Below are 14,271 nucleotides of genomic sequence, written 5' to 3'. Positions count from 1 at the left end.
GGTTCAAGTGTAGGGCCACCGCCTATCCTTGATGAAGGCCCTTCATATGGGAGGCCGAAGAATTGAGGATATAAACGGTGACTGACGGTAATGGGTTTCTGGGCGGACGGCTGCTCGTCGTCGCTTTCGAAGGCTGGAACGACGCCGGAGAAGCCGCGACGGGGGCGGTTCGTGCATTGAAAGAATTACTCGACGTTGAGAAGATCACCGAGGTCGACCCGGAGTTGTACTTCGACTACCAGTTCAACCGGCCGACCGTGTCAACGAACGAGGCTGGCGTGCGTACCCTCGGTTGGCCCGGAGCGATCATGTATGGTCCGAAGACCCCCGGGACACTGGGCGTGCCGCTGGCGGACGATGCCGAGCTGAGGGTCAGTGGAACGAACGCGGGCAATATCTTTCTGCTGATCGGTACGGAGCCGTCCCGCAGTTGGAAGAGCTTCGCCGCGGAGATACTCGACGCGGCCCTGGCCGCCGACGTCAGCGGCGTCGTCTTTTTGGGCGCCATGCTGGCCGACGTTCCGCATACCCGCCCCATCTCTATTTTCGTCTCGAGTGATAACGCGCAGGTGCGGGCTGAACTGCAAATCGAGCGCAGTAATTATGAGGGACCGGTCGGCATACTCAGCGTGTTGTCCGATGCCGCCGAGACGGTGGGAATTCCCACCCTGTCGATTTGGGCATCCGTGCCCCACTATGTGCATAACGCACCATCGCCCAAGGCGATGCTCGCATTGATCGACAAGCTCGAAGAGGTCATAGATGTGGTTATCCCCCGCGGCGCGCTCGTGACCGAGGCGGCTGAGTGGGAAACCGGTATTGACGTCTTAGCAGGCGAAGACGAGGACATGGCCGCGTACATCGCCCAGCTGGAGCAGGCCAGAGACACCGTCGACTCACCAGAGGCAAGCGGCGAGGCGATCGCTCAGGAATTCGAGAAGTACCTGCGCAGGCGCGGCACCGACGGGCGCGACGGGCGCGCAGACGGCCGGCCCGATGGTCCCGGAAGCCGACCCGACGGGCCACGGCACTAGGAACGCAGCGGGTCAGCTGCAGACGACGCTCTGCTTTACAGCGCGACGCCGAGCAGCGCACTGATGGCACGATTCACCAGGCTCACGTCATCGAGCTGACCGGCGGCGGCGTCGTCGACGAGCTTCAGAGCCTCGGGGGTGTTCAGGTCGTGGCGGAGTGCGAGGCGCAGGGACTGCACGAGCGAAGCAGCCGTTCCAGGCGCCTCCATGCTGGCAGCGTTTTTGGCTGCGGAAACAGCCGAAGCGCCGAAGGCTGCAGACCACACGGAGAGGCGCGCGATGGCCTCCTCCAAAAGCGCGTCGGTCCATTCCCAGTCGGTGCGATAGTGGCGGGCCAACAGGGCCAGGCGAATCGCGCGCGGGTCAATTCCTTGAGCGCGTAGTCCGGAGACTAGAACAAGATTACCGAGCGACTTGCTCATCTTCTCGCCCTGATAAGCGACCATGCCGGTGTGGCTGTAGACCCCGGCAAGCGGATGTCCGGACAACGCCTGCGCATGCCCAGCGCTCATGTCGTGGTGCGGAAAGATCAGGTCAGATCCTCCCCCCTGCACGGTGAAATCTATGCCGAGTTCTTTGAGGGCGATCACCGAACACTCAATGTGCCAGCCTGGTCGCCCGGCACCGACCGGAGACTCCCACGCCGGTTCCCCCGAACGCGCAGCCTTCCAGAGCAGCGGATCGAGAGGGTCGCGTTTGCCCGCCCGGTCGGGGTCTCCCCCGCGCTCGGCGAATAGGCGCAGCATGCTGTCGAGGTCGAGGTTGCTCTCGTCACCGAGCGCCCAGCCGGTACTGGCTTCGGCGGCACGAATGTCGAAGTACAGATCGACGGCGATCGTTCCGTCTGCTTCGGCGATGGCGTCGCCGGTCGGTACCGGATAGGCGAGCCCTGCCTCCTGCAAAACGGCCACGGCGGCGGCTATCTCGTCGATGACCTCGGTCACGGCGACGAAATCATTCGGCGGAATGATGCCCAGAGCTTTCATGTCGGTGCGGAAGAGTTCAACCTGTGATTCGGCCAGGTCACGCCAGTGGACGCCGGTGGCGGTCGCCCGCTCGAGGAGCGGGTCATCGACATCCGTCACATTTTGGGCATAGTGCACGCGGTAGCCGGCGTCGATCCAGACCCGCTGGAGGGTGTCGAAAGCGAGGTAGGTGTTGGCATGGCCAATGTGGGTCGCATCGTAGGGCGTGATGCCGCAAACGTAGAGTCGGGCTGAATCGAGCGGCTCGGCCAGCACCAGACTGTCGGTTTTTGTGTCGTGGAGCCAGGGTGCATTCGACTCGCCGGGGACAGAGACAATTTCGGGTCGTTCCCATGCACGCATGGTTCAAGCCTAGCTTCCATGCGGCGGTGGGTTTGCGAACCGTCGTCGATGCGGTGACCGCTTCGCGAACCGACTAGGCGGAGATGACGTTCGTTCCAAGGAGCACGAACAGCACGATACCCAGCAGGATGCGATAGATCACGAACGGCAGAAAACTCCGTCGCGAAATGTAGTTCATAAAGAACGCGATCACGGCGAGGCCCACAACGAAGGCGACGATAGTGGCCACCAGAATTTCGAGCGGTCCAAAAATTTCGGGAGTGCACGTGGTTGCGCCCGCCAAACAGGGATCGGCGACGGACTTGTACACCTGGTAGAAGCCGCTGCCGAGCACGGCGGGAATGGCCAGCAGGAATGCATACCGGGCCGCTGCTGCGCGCTCGTAGCCGAGGAACAGCCCGGCAGTGATGGTACCGCCCGATCGTGATACGCCGGGGATGAGTGCGAGCGCCTGCGCGAATCCGTAGATTACGCCGTGGCCGACGGTGATGTCCTGCAGTCGTCGCCTTTTGGCGCCGACATGGTCGGCGATACCGAGCAGAATGCCGAAGGTGATGAGCATGGTCGCGGTGAGCCAGAGTGAGCGCAGCACGGTTTCGATCTGGTTTTGGAACAGCAGGCCGAGGATGATGATCGGAAGCGATCCCAGAATGATCAGCCAGCCCATGCGGGCATCCGGATCTTTGCGGGACACCCGGCCGGTGAGCGATTTTGCCCACTGGCCGATTATGCGCACGATATCGCGCCAAAAGAAGATGACGACAGCAGCTTCAGTGCCGATCTGGGTGATGGCAGTGAATCGGGCACCCGGGTCATCACCGGTGCCGAGAAACTGCCCGGCGATCGTGATATGCGCACTCGACGACACGGGAAGGAATTCGGTCAACCCCTGAACGAGGCCCAGAATGATCGCATTCAGAAAGTCCACGCGCCGCGCTTTCTTGGATTACTTATAATACTCAGCGAACCCGTGCCCGACGGGCTCGGGCGGTATATCACAGCTTCAATATTGTGACAGCAGGTCGGTCAAAACCTGCCTGCCAAACACTAGTGCGTCGAGCGGTACCCGCTCATCCACTCCGTGGAACATCGCAGGAAAGTCCAAGTCCCCTGGGAGGCGAAGGGGCGCAAAACCGTAGCCTTTGATGCCCAGGGTGCTGAGCGCTTTATTGTCCGTTCCCGCCGACAGCAGGTACGGGAGCACCGGCGCGCCGGGGTCATGGCGCTCCAGGGTACTCACGACCGCTTCGATCAGCGGCCCGCTGAATTCAGTCTCCAGACCGATATCGCGGTGCATGGTGACGATTTCGATGTCAGCGCCGACAATCTCCTGAATCTGGGAGAGCACGAGATCTTCCTCGCCTGGCAACGCGCGGATGTCAATGAGGGCCTCTGCCGTGTCGGGGATGACGTTGTGCTTGTAGCCAGCGGTGAGGCCGGTCGGGTTGGTCGTCGTGCGCAGGCTGGCCTGAATGAAGCCGGAGGCCGTGCCGGTCGCCAGAGCGAGCTCGTCCGGGCCGACCCGTTGCGGGTCAACCTCGAGAATGCGGGCGATTTCGCCGAGAAGTTGTTCGGTCGTGTCGGTCAGGCGAATGGGCCATTCGTAACGCCCGAGTTTCGCCACGGCCTCGGCGAGCCGAGTGACGGCGTTGTTGGGGTGCATTCGGGAGCCGTGGCCGGCCTCGCCACGGGCAACCAGCTTGACCCAGATCAGCGCTTTCTCCCCCGTTTGCAGGAGGTAGGCGCGTTGACCGCCGAGCGTAATGGAGTATCCGCCCACCTCACTGATCGCCTCGGTGGCTCCGTCAAACAGGTGTGGATGTTCGCGAACGAGAAAGTGCGAGCCGAGCACGCCGCCGGCCTCCTCGTCGGCGAAAAAGGCGATGACGAGGTCGCGCTCTGGCGCACCATTGGCATTGATCACGTCCTGCAGAGAGGCCAAAATCATAGCGTCCATATTTTTCATATCGACAGCGCCTCGCCCCCACAGCAGGCCGTCCTTGATGACGCCGCCGAACGGGTCGACGCTCCAGTTCGCCGCATCGGCCGGAACAACATCAAGATGACCGTGCACGACCAGAGCCGGCCGGTCGGCGTCGCGACCCTTGACCCGGGCGATAACGCTGGTTCGGCCGGGTTCGGAATCGAACAGTTCGGGCACGAGGCCGAGGCCTCGCAGCTTCTCGGCGACGTATTCTGCGGCCTCCGTTTCGCCGTTTGAACGGCCTGCACCATAGTTCGTGGTGTCGAAGCGGATGAGATCACGCGCGATTTCGGCGGTCAGATCAAGTTTTTGAGGATGACCTGCGGGTGAGATTCCGGCTGGATCAGCGGGTTTTTCGGCCGGGTGCACGTTCGAAATGGAAGGCATGTTCAAACGCTACCCGTCGTCGCCGGGGGGAGGCGACACAACGCCGGTTCTAATCCGTGCTAAGTTATTACCTCGGCAGCCGGTTCATCCGGAGGCCGTTTCACCCAGTCCGGGTGGCGGAATTGGTAGACGCGCTGGCTTGAGGTGCCAGTGCCCGTTAAGGGCGTGTGGGTTCAATTCCCATCTCGGACACGGAGATTTCTTTAGGGAGATCAACGAGGACTGGTTGAGACAGTTCATAAGGCCGGATCCCATGGATCCGGCCTTATCTCGTTAAGCCAGCGTCTTGTCCTCGGGTGGATCGTCACGACAGGATGTCCTTGGTCACGAACCTGCTGTACGCCAACGCCCCGAAAACTGCCAGGTAACAGACCTGCACAATCGCATTCTGGCCGAACGAGCTGAGGTCGAGTGGTTGCCGGAGCAGATCGGCGAAACCGAGCCAGTAGTGGCTGAACAGCCACGGATGCAGCCAGGACAGTTGTGGAATGACATCGAGGATCTGTGCGACGACGGAGACCACGATCGTCGCCGCCATCGCCCCCACGGGAACGTCGGTGAGCGTGGAGATGAACAGCCCGATCATCGACAAACCGAGCAAGGATACGGTGACATAGGCGGCCACCAGCAACGACCGCCATAACGACTCGGTCACGCTGATGGTGTCGCCCGACAAGAGCGTGACCGGTCCGACCGGGAACAGGGCTGCCCCGATGAGCGTGCCCGACACGGTGAGGGTCAGCGTCGCCACGAGGCTGAACAGGGCCGCGCCCGCGTACTTGACCAATAACAGCCGTACCCGGCCGGCTGGCGCCACCAACAGGTAGCGCAGCGTACCAAGGCCGGCTTCCCCGGCAATCGTGTCTCCGGCCACCACACCGATGGTCAGTGGCAGAAACAGGGGGATGGCGACGACCATCGCAGTGAAGCCGACGAACAGGCCGTTTTGGGTCACCCGATCAAGAAACGGAGGTCCCTCCCCCGGGGCCAGCGTGGACGACGACAGACGAACGGCGACGGCGAGCAGTACCGGGATCAGCGCGACGGCGACCAACATGGCCCAGGTCCGTCGACGGCGAAACAGCACGGAAATTTCGGAACCGAGCAGGTCCCAGCCAGCGCCGCGGCGTATCGGGATATCGCTGCGGCTCGTTGCTGGCAGAACATCACTGGACGACATCGAAACCCTCCCCGGTCAGTGCGACAAAGCGTTCTTCGAGGCTCGGTTCCTCGATGGCGAAGCCGCGAATACGCACCCCATCGGCGACGAGGGCCGTCACGATGGCCTCGGGCTGCCAGTGGGTACCCAGGAGCGGCGCGACCACAACCGGGTCAGCATCATCGAGCACGCGGATCGCGGGCTCCAGCCCCAGGTTGCTGAGCACGCGGATCGCACCCGGGGCATCCGGTGTGCGCACCCGCACCCGGGTCTCACCGACCTGCCGTAGCGCGGCCAGCGTGCCCTGGGCAACGAGGCGGCCAGCACTCATCACGGCGGCGTGCGTGCACATCTGCTCGACCTCGGCGAGCAGATGGCTTGAAACGAAGACTGTCGTTCCCTCTGCGGCCAGTGAGCGAACGAGGCTGCGCACCTCCCGTGTGCCCTGGGGGTCGAGGCCGTTCGTGGGTTCATCGAGTACGAGCAGCTGCCGCGGGAGCAGCAGAGCATTGGCGATGCCGAGCCGCTGCTTCATGCCGAGCGAATACGCGTGTACCTTCTTGTCGGCGGCATGGGAGAGCCCGACCCGTTCGAGGGCCCGCTGCACCCGAGCACGACGCGTGCCACTCGGCGCGTTCCGGTCGGCGGTGTCGAGGCGGCGTAGGTTCGCCGCCCCGGAAAGGAAGGGGTAGAACGCCGGTCCTTCGACCAGGGCGCCTACTTGGGGCAACACCTCGTGCAGTCGGACGGGCATGCTGTGGCCGAGCACGGTGATTGTGCCGCTGGTTGCCTGGGTGAGTGCCAGCAGCATGCGAATGCTGGTGGTTTTGCCCGAACCGTTCGGACCCAGGAAGCCGAAGACCGAGCCGCGGGGAACCGCAAGGTCGATGCTATTCACGGCGGTTTGCGTGCCGAACCGCTTGGTGAGACCCCGGCTCTCGATCGCGAGGTCGAGAGCCGGAGTGTCGCCGGTCACAGTGTGATGCACCTCACTGTAATGCGCGTCACTGCGGTGACGGTCACTCTGCGGCGGCCTGGAGCTGGGCGAGCGAAACCGCGCCGGCGAATACCCGCCCGTCCGTGGTTAGGAACACCGTCATGAGGGACGTTGTCAGGGCGCGACCTCCGTCTACAGCAGTGGTCAGCTGGTCGATCAGGGGGTTGTTGCCGAGCTCGGCCGGTACGGCGGCGGCGGGAACCTCGACGATACTGGACCAGCCGCTTCCCGTGACACGGGGCAGTTCAGCTGCTGTCGGGCTCTGCGCCCCCGAGTGGTCACCGGTAACGTGCTCGGGCAGGGCCTGCTCCGTCACCGTGGCGTTGGCCGGCGGCACGAAATCGAAAAGGTCAGGGTCGGGAGCGGCAAAATCAAGAGCGGTGAAGCCGACCTGCAGTGCCGGTGCGCTCTGGCCCTCGGCCATCACGACCACCTGGACTGGCAGACCGGTCTCAGAGTCGACCGCGATCGAGACGGATGCGACGAGGCTGTCCGCTGCTTTCGGCGTGAGCACCAACTGGTACACACTGCGTCCAGCGACCCGAGCGTCCGTGCCGACCGACACCGTCGTACTCGGGTCCAGCTCGCTGAGCAATCGATCGGCAACCTGCGCCGGGGTCGAGAGGTCGGTGGGAAGTTCCGACTTGAGCTCGGCAAACTTCGACTCGGCAGTAGCAGCGAGATCGGCCGGCACGCTCATGTGGGTCGCTGCGTTGCTGCTCGAGTCGTACAGCCAGACGTCGTTCCCGTTGTGCACGACGTCACGCTCAGCCATACGGTCCTTGATCTGCACGCGAGACTTGTTTTCGCCACCGACGTAGACCCGGAACTCGTGGGAGCCGCTGAGCAATTCGAGTGCCGTGCTCAGTGCCGCGGTGGTTGACGTTGCCGGGAGGAGGTCGGTCGCGCCTTCCGGCATGGACTCGGTCATGGATTTCTGCATGGATTTAGTCATGCCCGCACTCAAATCCAGCGTGGGAAGACCGAGATCAGACGATTGGGAGACCGTTCCGGAGAAGGTCGACACCGTGCTGTCGTTCACCAGGAGGAGAACCTGCTCGGGTGTCTTATCGGGAAGATCGACGGCGGCACCGGCTTGGAACGGTACGGCTATCACCGCGGCGACCACGACCGCCGGTACGACGACGGCGGGGAGCCATTTGAGAGAATTGCGAGACACGATCAACGCCTTGGTGCATTCGGATTCATACGGCGATCGTACGCCTTGGGCGAGCGCATCGGTGGTGAGATCAGCGTATTTTCAGGTGCCGGCAGGGAATCAGACGGGTGTGCTCTGGCCTGATGCCTCATCGGTGATTCCAATGAATTGGCTGCCGATCCCGTCGCACTCGGTGCGGCCGAACCCGGCGGCTGGCTCAGGCAGCTCGTCGAAGCCGTGGTTCGAGCAACTGATATACGTGAACGTCGGCCACCATTTTTTCGGGCGTACGGCTTCGGTGTACCCACAAATCGTGCAGGTGAGCTGCACCCACACCGGCTTCTTGCCGGTGCGATTGGTGCGCGACTGCAGCAGCCAGACCGGCGGCTCGGCCTCGAGTTTAGCCAGCTGGCCCTCGCTTACACGCGAGGGAATACCGTGACGTGCCGCCATTTCCAGCGGGATATCCAGGCGCAGTGCTACTTCTCGTCGCGTAATCATCATAGATAACGATAAGTGCTGGCATGGGCGGGCGCAGCATCCGCTTTCCGATCGATGCCGAGATCTCTTCCGCCTGTCGTGGGAGAATGGCGAAATGTCAATTCCCGTGTCCCCACTCGGACTTCTCCTCGACGTCGACGGCCCGATTGCGAGCCCGATCACGCGCACCATTTCAACGCCGAGCATCCCGGCCGATCTGATCACACTGGCGGCCGGACACGTGCCGATCGCGTTCATCACCGGGAGGTCAGCCGACTTTATTCGCGAGCAGGTGATCGCCCCGCTCGTGCACGCCGGACTGCCGGAGACTTTTCGGATGTACGGGGTCTGCGAGAAGGGCGCGGTGTGGTTTCCGATCGGACCGAACGGCATGGGGGACGTCGTCGTCGATCAGAGCGTTGCCTTGCCGGTGGCGGTCATTGACGCGGTGCGCCAGCTGGTCTCTGACTCGTTCGCAGCCGAGATGTTCTTTGACGAGACCAAGCAGGCGATGATCTCGGTCGAACAGCGCACCGATGTGAGCCATGCCGACTTTCTCGCCCGCCAATCCGAATTCAACGAGGCAGCCTTCGCCATCCTGGTGGAACACGGTCTCGGTGTGCAATTCGACGATCGCCGGTCGCCCGACGAATTCGGTCGGATTCCGTTTCGAATCGACGCCACGATCATCTCAACCGATATCGAGTCGGTCACGCTCGACAAGGACCATGCCGCGAAACGTGCCCTTGCCTACTTCGCGGCGAGCGGTCCGTTACCCCGGCTGTGGCGATCAATGGGCGATTCCCGCAGCGACTATCGCATGGCCGATCACCTGTACGAAGCCGGCTACGACGTCACCCACGTTGACGTGCGCCCGTCCGATGGCATTCTTGATCGGCCATATCCGGTGATCGTGATCGGTGACCAGATCCACGATGAGGCCGGGGCCACATTTCTGCGCTATTGGGTCGACAAGCTGGCCCTGCGCTCGTAATCTCGAAACGCCTAGGTATTCACGAAATGGATGCCGTTGAGCAGGGTGCTGCGCAGCTCGAAGACCTTTTCGAAGCTTCCACGCTCCATGCCGGCTAATCCCTCGCGCAGCACGCCGACGAGCCGCGATCGCGGAATCACAATGATCATCGGCCGCCGGCCACGCTTGGGCAGCGATACCGGTTCGTCAAGGGCTCCGTCGGGCAGCACGACGATGAGCGCGGTGAAGCGTACTTTCAATGCGCGGCTGAGTGAGCGGGCGGCATCCTCGAACTGGTGGATCGGGCGATCCTCCTCCGGCAGTTCGTCGCCGACCAGTTCCCCGCGGCGCAGCTGCACGGGTGCGCCCCAGTCTTCGGACAAGATGCCGAACAATCCAGCCGGGCCGAGGACGATGTGGTCGAGTTTGTCGGTCTGACTACCGGTGTCGATGTCGTGCCACGCGGTGAAACCGATACCGAGATTGGCCACGAGCTGGGCTGTAGCCTCCTCTGCCAGGGCTTTGGCGAGGCAGTGCCGTACAAGTTTCGGGGCGCTCCGGATGAGCGCGGGGGCGTACGGGTCATCGATGACCGTGCCGCGGCCAGCCCATTCGCGCACGAGATCGAGGTATCTCAGGCGCGCCTGACCACCAGGATGACCGTGCATGCGGGTTTTCAGGCTGGATTTTGTGGCGGGGCCGCGGGCGGCGGAGGCGGCGTAGGCATCCGTTGGAGCGGCCTGCTCGGGGTCGCCGAAGCGTCGACGATCGTAGTCGGCCCGGTTCTGTGGACTTCCCACCCGTTCCCAGGCGAGTTGCACGGCATGAAATCTGCTCGCGCTGCCGCCGACATCGGGATGGGTCTGGCGCAACAACACCCGATAGGCGCGACGTAGCTCATTCTCGGTCGCGGTCGGACTCACTCCGAGGACCTCGTAGGGGGTGGATGCGGCCGGGCTGTCTTGCATCCTGGGCGGGACCTTTCCGTGTTTGAAGACAATCAATGCGAAATCGATCGAAGACCAATATTACCGTGCGATTCTGATACCGCGCCGAGTGAGAGCTGGGTGGGTGAGGAGCCATTCTGTGCCACGATCAGCCTGTGACCATTCCACTTGCGCACCTGCACCGGTACAGTACCCGTTTGGTCGTCATGCTCGTGGCCGGTCTTGCCGTTGGGGTCACGGCTGGTCTCTCGGGCGATTGGGTTCTCGCTGTAATTCTCGGCTGGGGTGCTGCCTGCGTGACCTACATAAGTTGGGTCTGGATTGTCATCAGCCGCCAGGATGCCGACGCGACGGCCGAGCACGCTACTCGCGAAGATCCGTCCCGGGTCGTTTCAGAATTCCTGATTCTGCTGGCCGGGCTCGCCAGTCTCGGCGCGATCGTCGTGTTGCTACTCGGGACGACGGCGACCTTGAGTTCCCAGCGCGGATTTCTCGCCGCAGTGGCCATTGCCAGCGTCGCCTTGTCCTGGGTGCTGGTGCACACACTGTTTACCCTGCGCTACGCCTCGCTGTATTACAGTCACACTCCCGGCGGCATCGACTTCAATCAGCCCGAACCGCCGCGGTATACCGACTTCGCCTACCTGGCCTTCACGATTGGCATGACCTACCAGGTCTCGGACACGAACATCCGGAATCACTCGCTGCGGATGGCGACGCTCCAGCATGCGCTGCTGTCATTTCCGTACGGATCGGTGATTTTGGCTACGCTGATCAATCTCGTAGCGGGATTCCTGCACTGAATGCAGCAGCCCGCGCGCTCAGGCGAGCCGATCGAGGCTTAGTTGCGCAGCAGGTGGAAAGGGATTGCCATGGAGATGGCCACGCACAAGATTCCCGCAATGAAGATCGGTGCCATCAGGGACGTGACCGAGAAAGCCAGGCCAAACAGCCAAAAACCGAAAACGAAAATCGCAAACGCGACGACGAAGGCGACGATGTTCATGGGTGTTCCTTTCACGGCAGTGCCCACGTAATTTCGCTAGGCACTGAATTGAGCGTTCTGCTTATTCGTACTGCTTCGAGCGTACCGGTTGGGGCCCGATGCAATTACATCGAAGCGTTGGTGATCGGCTCGATCAGTTCAGGGCCGTTCCCGGTCACCCGGCCGACCTCATGAAAATTGAACGATTCTACGACTATCCGGGAGGCTGCGACGGCGGCATCCACGAGACCTTGATCACCCTCGGTGGCCGGATCCAACCAGTGGTCCCACCACTCCTCCGGCAGGGCAACCGGTGTGCGGTCGTGGATCTGCGCGAGCGGACCCTGGGCACTAGTCGTCAGGATGGTTGCGGACAACACCCAGCGCGCCGGATCGCTGTCAACGGCAGCCGGGTTCTTCCACCAGGAATACAGACCAGCTAGAGCGAGCGGGAGGCCATCGTCGGATTGAATGAAGTACGGGGTCTTTACGGTCCCCTCGGTGTGCCACTCGAAGTAGCCCGTCGCCGGGACCAGAGCGCGCCGCGACCGCACGGACATCGTGAAGGTCGGCTTCTCGGCGGCCGTTTCTGCCCGAGCATTGAAGGTCGGAAATTTCGACGTCGACTCCGTCGCGAAAGATGGAATCAATGACCAGCGTGCTGATTCCAATCGACGCACGGCGGGGTCGGTTTTGGCCGATTCAAGCACGATCGGAATCTGTTCAGTCGGCCGGATATTCCAGGACGGTTCCGGCAGATTCTCACCTTCATGTTCGATATCGAACATCGCAGCCAGATCGGGCGCTGAATCGGTAATGACGAGTCGACCACACATATAGTCAGAATACCGCGTCATGCCGGGCGACCTCACGGACTTCCGCTAGCGTCGATGCAATGGACGAACGTTACAGCGCAGACGTGCTCTCCCCCGGGTGGCGCGACGCGGGACGCATCATTATTCCAACCCAGGAAGCCGTCCGGGACTTGGTTGTCGAAGAAACAGGCACAGGATTTTGTGGTGCCGTCATTCGCGTAGAAAGAAAGATTGTCACACTCGAAGACAGGCATGGCAAGCTGCGACTATTTCCGCTCGGCTCTGGTTTTCTGATCGACGGACGTCCCGTCACACTGGTCGCACCGACCATGGCGGCCGCCGTGGGACGGGTGCGCACGGCTTCAGGTTCGACGGCCGTGCCCGATGCGCCTGCTCGCGTCGCGCGCGCCAGTCGCATCTTTGTCGAGGGGCGTCACGACGCCGAGCTGGTGGAAAAGGTCTGGGGCGCCGATCTGCGCATCGAAGGCGTCGTCGTGGAATATATCGAGGGGGTCGACAACCTCGACGAGATCCTCCGCGAATTCCGTCCGACCTCTGCACGTCGCGTCGGCGTGTTGGTAGACCACCTCGTGCCTGGATCCAAGGAGAGTCGCATCGCAGAAGCCGTGGCGCGCGGCCCGTTCGCGGCGAACGTTCTCGTAGTGGGGCATCCGTTCGTCGACGTGTGGCAATCGGTAAAACCCGCACGGATCGGTCTCCAAGCCTGGCCCGACGTACCGCGGAGCATCGAATGGAAACACGGCATCTGCGACGCGCTTGGCTGGCCGCACGAGGAACAGGCCGATATCGCCCGGGCCTGGCAGCGAATTCTCGGCCGCGTGCGCACTTTTGCCGATCTGGAACCGCAACTTTTAGGGCGCGTGGAACATTTGATCGACTTCGTGACAGCCGAATGACACGCCGTAACCAATTTCGGTCAACGGGTGCCCGGGGCCTGGCCGAGCAGTGGTCGCCCCGGAGTTCACGTGAATTCTTTGGTAAACGTAACGCTTTCGTGTCAAAAAGGCTGGGAACTTTGAAACCGTCCAGACTTGTGGGCTAGTGTTGGACTCGAAGTTGTAGTGCTTGCACGTCTTAAACGCACCGATTGCGATTCACTTGAATCGCGGTTGATGCGCCACATTCCTTTCGGAAGCGGACGACGAATACCGCGACGAACGGTCCCGACAGTCGGGGCCGGTCTAACACTCCTGGAGGAGTTTTACAAATGGCAACAGGTACCGTGAAATGGTTCAACGCTGAAAAGGGCTTCGGCTTTATCGCACCCGACGACGGAAGCGCCGATGTTTTCGCGCACTACTCCGCGATCGCGTCGAATGGCTACAAGTCCCTCGATGAGAACCAGAAGGTCGAGTTCGAGGTAACCCAGGGCCCCAAGGGTCCTCAGGCCGAGAACATCCGCGCCCTCTAAATAGAGCTTGCGAAGAACGCCTCCCGCTTTTGCGGGGGGCGTTCTTGTTTTAAGCAGTTGGTACCAGCATGCTGTCGTTGTGGCTTGGTCGCCTTACTTCACCAGGTCTTGCCAGCCGTCGCCGTCGACGTACTCGAAGATCAGGTTTGTCTCGGTGTGAGCGACGGCCGGATGCTCCGCAAGGTGTTCCAGCACGAAGTCACGCAGATGAGAGGCATCCGCTGCCGCAACGTGCAGCAGATAGTCATCGGCACCTGCGGTGTGGAACAGCCCGATCACGCCCGGCCAGTGCGGGGCCGCGTTACGAAAGTCATCGATCTGCACCCTGGCGTGTTTGGCCAACCGCACCGAGATAAGGGCCTGCAGGCTGGCACCGAGCGCAGCCAAGTCGATATTGGCCCGGTAGCCACGAATATGGCCAAGCTGCTGTAAACGTCGCAGGCGCAGGGACACAGTGGACTCGGCAACACCGATTTCGCTTGCCAGGGCCGCTCCCGAAGCCCGCGCATTGACCGATAGGGCTCGCAGCAGTGCGCGGTCAACCCGGTCGAGTTCCGGCTTCTTCGATTCCATCAACAGACTCCCTCGTTA

The 14,271-nt window shown here is 62.2% G+C and carries 16 protein-coding genes and 1 tRNA gene; 6 read left to right on the top strand and 11 right to left on the bottom strand.

Annotated elements, in window-relative coordinates; translation table 11 throughout:
- Positions 1–77: 77 nt before the first annotated feature.
- On the top strand, positions 78–1,034 hold the full coding sequence (locus CXY83_RS14590; RefSeq protein WP_104198022.1) for a proteasome assembly chaperone family protein: 957 nt from the start codon (positions 78–80) through the stop codon (positions 1,032–1,034).
- Between the two features lie 35 nt (positions 1,035–1,069).
- On the opposite strand, the gene mshC is transcribed toward CXY83_RS14590, so the two are convergent.
- From mshC to CXY83_RS14575, 3 genes are all read right to left on the bottom strand, one after another.
- Positions 1,070–2,362, bottom strand: coding sequence for a cysteine--1-D-myo-inosityl 2-amino-2-deoxy-alpha-D-glucopyranoside ligase (gene mshC, locus CXY83_RS14585; RefSeq protein WP_104198021.1), 1,293 nt, complete (start codon positions 2,360–2,362; stop codon positions 1,070–1,072).
- A gap of 73 nt (positions 2,363–2,435) precedes the next feature.
- Entirely contained in the window at positions 2,436–3,290 is an 855-nt protein-coding gene (locus tag CXY83_RS14580) for an undecaprenyl-diphosphate phosphatase (protein WP_104198020.1), read from the bottom strand.
- Between the two features lie 75 nt (positions 3,291–3,365).
- On the bottom strand, positions 3,366–4,733 hold the full coding sequence (locus tag CXY83_RS14575; RefSeq protein WP_104198019.1) for a M20/M25/M40 family metallo-hydrolase: 1,368 nt from the start codon (positions 4,731–4,733) through the stop codon (positions 3,366–3,368).
- 107 nt (positions 4,734–4,840) lie between these two features.
- Here CXY83_RS14575 and CXY83_RS14570 point away from each other — a divergent pair.
- Positions 4,841–4,925: transfer RNA gene (locus CXY83_RS14570), tRNA-Leu, on the top strand.
- A 112-nt stretch (positions 4,926–5,037) separates the two neighbouring features.
- Here the strand turns inward: CXY83_RS14570 and CXY83_RS14565 are convergent.
- The 4 genes from CXY83_RS14565 to CXY83_RS14550 all read right to left on the bottom strand — a co-directional run bounded on the left by CXY83_RS14565 (position 5,038) and on the right by CXY83_RS14550 (position 8,549).
- Positions 5,038–5,913 carry an ABC transporter permease gene (locus CXY83_RS14565; protein WP_104198018.1) on the bottom strand — a complete coding sequence of 292 codons (876 nt, stop codon included), beginning with the start codon at positions 5,911–5,913 and terminating at the stop codon, positions 5,038–5,040.
- Positions 5,900–6,868, bottom strand: coding sequence for an ATP-binding cassette domain-containing protein (locus CXY83_RS14560; protein WP_104198017.1), 969 nt, complete (start codon positions 6,866–6,868; stop codon positions 5,900–5,902). The genes CXY83_RS14565 and CXY83_RS14560 overlap by 14 nt, the downstream gene beginning before the upstream one ends.
- A gap of 43 nt (positions 6,869–6,911) precedes the next feature.
- Positions 6,912–8,069 carry a DUF2092 domain-containing protein gene (locus CXY83_RS14555; protein WP_146069944.1) on the bottom strand — a complete coding sequence of 386 codons (1,158 nt, stop codon included), beginning with the start codon at positions 8,067–8,069 and terminating at the stop codon, positions 6,912–6,914.
- 99 nt (positions 8,070–8,168) lie between these two features.
- Positions 8,169–8,549 carry a hypothetical protein gene (locus tag CXY83_RS14550; protein ID WP_104198119.1) on the bottom strand — a complete coding sequence of 127 codons (381 nt, stop codon included), beginning with the start codon at positions 8,547–8,549 and terminating at the stop codon, positions 8,169–8,171.
- 94 nt (positions 8,550–8,643) lie between these two features.
- Between CXY83_RS14550 and CXY83_RS14545 the strand changes: the two genes are divergently transcribed.
- Entirely contained in the window at positions 8,644–9,522 is an 879-nt protein-coding gene (locus CXY83_RS14545) for a hypothetical protein (RefSeq protein WP_174722203.1), read from the top strand.
- Positions 9,523–9,533: 11 nt separating this feature from the next.
- Here the strand turns inward: CXY83_RS14545 and CXY83_RS14540 are convergent, their stop codons facing one another.
- Positions 9,534–10,469, bottom strand: a complete 936-nt coding sequence (locus tag CXY83_RS14540; RefSeq protein WP_104198015.1) for a DnaJ domain-containing protein — start codon at positions 10,467–10,469, stop codon at positions 9,534–9,536.
- A gap of 134 nt (positions 10,470–10,603) precedes the next feature.
- Between CXY83_RS14540 and CXY83_RS14535 the strand changes: the two genes are divergently transcribed.
- Positions 10,604–11,251, top strand: coding sequence for a DUF1345 domain-containing protein (locus CXY83_RS14535; RefSeq protein WP_233200966.1), 648 nt, complete (start codon positions 10,604–10,606; stop codon positions 11,249–11,251).
- A 38-nt stretch (positions 11,252–11,289) separates the two neighbouring features.
- Here the strand turns inward: CXY83_RS14535 and CXY83_RS17885 are convergent, their stop codons facing one another.
- On the bottom strand, positions 11,290–11,454 hold the full coding sequence (locus CXY83_RS17885) for a hypothetical protein (RefSeq protein WP_166786163.1): 165 nt from the start codon (positions 11,452–11,454) through the stop codon (positions 11,290–11,292).
- Positions 11,455–11,558: 104 nt separating this feature from the next.
- Positions 11,559–12,290 (bottom strand): SOS response-associated peptidase, encoded by a 732-nt coding sequence (locus tag CXY83_RS14530; protein WP_104198014.1) that lies wholly within the window; start codon positions 12,288–12,290, stop codon positions 11,559–11,561.
- Positions 12,291–12,328: 38 nt separating this feature from the next.
- Between CXY83_RS14530 and CXY83_RS14525 the strand changes: the two genes are divergently transcribed.
- Together CXY83_RS14525 and CXY83_RS14520 are read left to right on the top strand one after the other, a co-directional pair.
- Positions 12,329–13,165: a DUF3097 domain-containing protein gene (locus tag CXY83_RS14525; protein WP_104198013.1), complete on the top strand. Its 837-nt coding sequence runs from the start codon at positions 12,329–12,331 to the stop codon at positions 13,163–13,165.
- Between the two features lie 311 nt (positions 13,166–13,476).
- Positions 13,477–13,680 (top strand): cold-shock protein, encoded by a 204-nt coding sequence (locus CXY83_RS14520; RefSeq protein WP_035840308.1) that lies wholly within the window; start codon positions 13,477–13,479, stop codon positions 13,678–13,680.
- Between the two features lie 93 nt (positions 13,681–13,773).
- On the opposite strand, the gene CXY83_RS14515 is transcribed toward CXY83_RS14520, so the two are convergent.
- Positions 13,774–14,253: an Lrp/AsnC family transcriptional regulator gene (locus tag CXY83_RS14515; protein ID WP_092107921.1), complete on the bottom strand. Its 480-nt coding sequence runs from the start codon at positions 14,251–14,253 to the stop codon at positions 13,774–13,776.
- Positions 14,254–14,271: the final 18 nt, after the last annotated feature.

The organism is Cryobacterium sp. M15, assembly GCF_002929675.1.
Classification (GTDB): Bacteria; Actinomycetota; Actinomycetes; order Actinomycetales; family Microbacteriaceae; genus Cryobacterium; species Cryobacterium lyxosi.
The sequence above is the reverse complement of the archived record's forward strand: the minus strand, read 5'-3'. Positions and strand labels throughout refer to the sequence as shown.

Bases quoted from the DNA above. Each gene is read 5' to 3' on its own strand.
- CXY83_RS14545 (WP_174722203.1), top strand. From the start codon at position 8,644: ATGTCAATTCCCGTGTCCCCACTCGGACTTCTCCTCGACGTCGACGGC.
- CXY83_RS14515 (WP_092107921.1), bottom strand. From the start codon at position 14,253: ATGGAATCGAAGAAGCCGGAACTCGACCGGGTTGACCGCGCACTGCTG.
- CXY83_RS17885 (WP_166786163.1), bottom strand. From the start codon at position 11,454: ATGAACATCGTCGCCTTCGTCGTCGCGTTTGCGATTTTCGTTTTCGGT.
- mshC (WP_104198021.1), bottom strand. From the start codon at position 2,362: ATGCGTGCATGGGAACGACCCGAAATTGTCTCTGTCCCCGGCGAGTCG.
- CXY83_RS14575 (WP_104198019.1), bottom strand. From the start codon at position 4,733: ATGCCTTCCATTTCGAACGTGCACCCGGCCGAAAAACCCGCTGATCCA.
- CXY83_RS14540 (WP_104198015.1), bottom strand. From the start codon at position 10,469: ATGCAAGACAGCCCGGCCGCATCCACCCCCTACGAGGTCCTCGGAGTG.
- CXY83_RS14520 (WP_035840308.1), top strand. From the start codon at position 13,477: ATGGCAACAGGTACCGTGAAATGGTTCAACGCTGAAAAGGGCTTCGGC.
- CXY83_RS14550 (WP_104198119.1), bottom strand. From the start codon at position 8,549: ATGATTACGCGACGAGAAGTAGCACTGCGCCTGGATATCCCGCTGGAA.
- CXY83_RS14530 (WP_104198014.1), bottom strand. From the start codon at position 12,290: ATGACGCGGTATTCTGACTATATGTGTGGTCGACTCGTCATTACCGAT.
- CXY83_RS14525 (WP_104198013.1), top strand. From the start codon at position 12,329: ATGGACGAACGTTACAGCGCAGACGTGCTCTCCCCCGGGTGGCGCGAC.
- CXY83_RS14565 (WP_104198018.1), bottom strand. From the start codon at position 5,913: ATGTCGTCCAGTGATGTTCTGCCAGCAACGAGCCGCAGCGATATCCCG.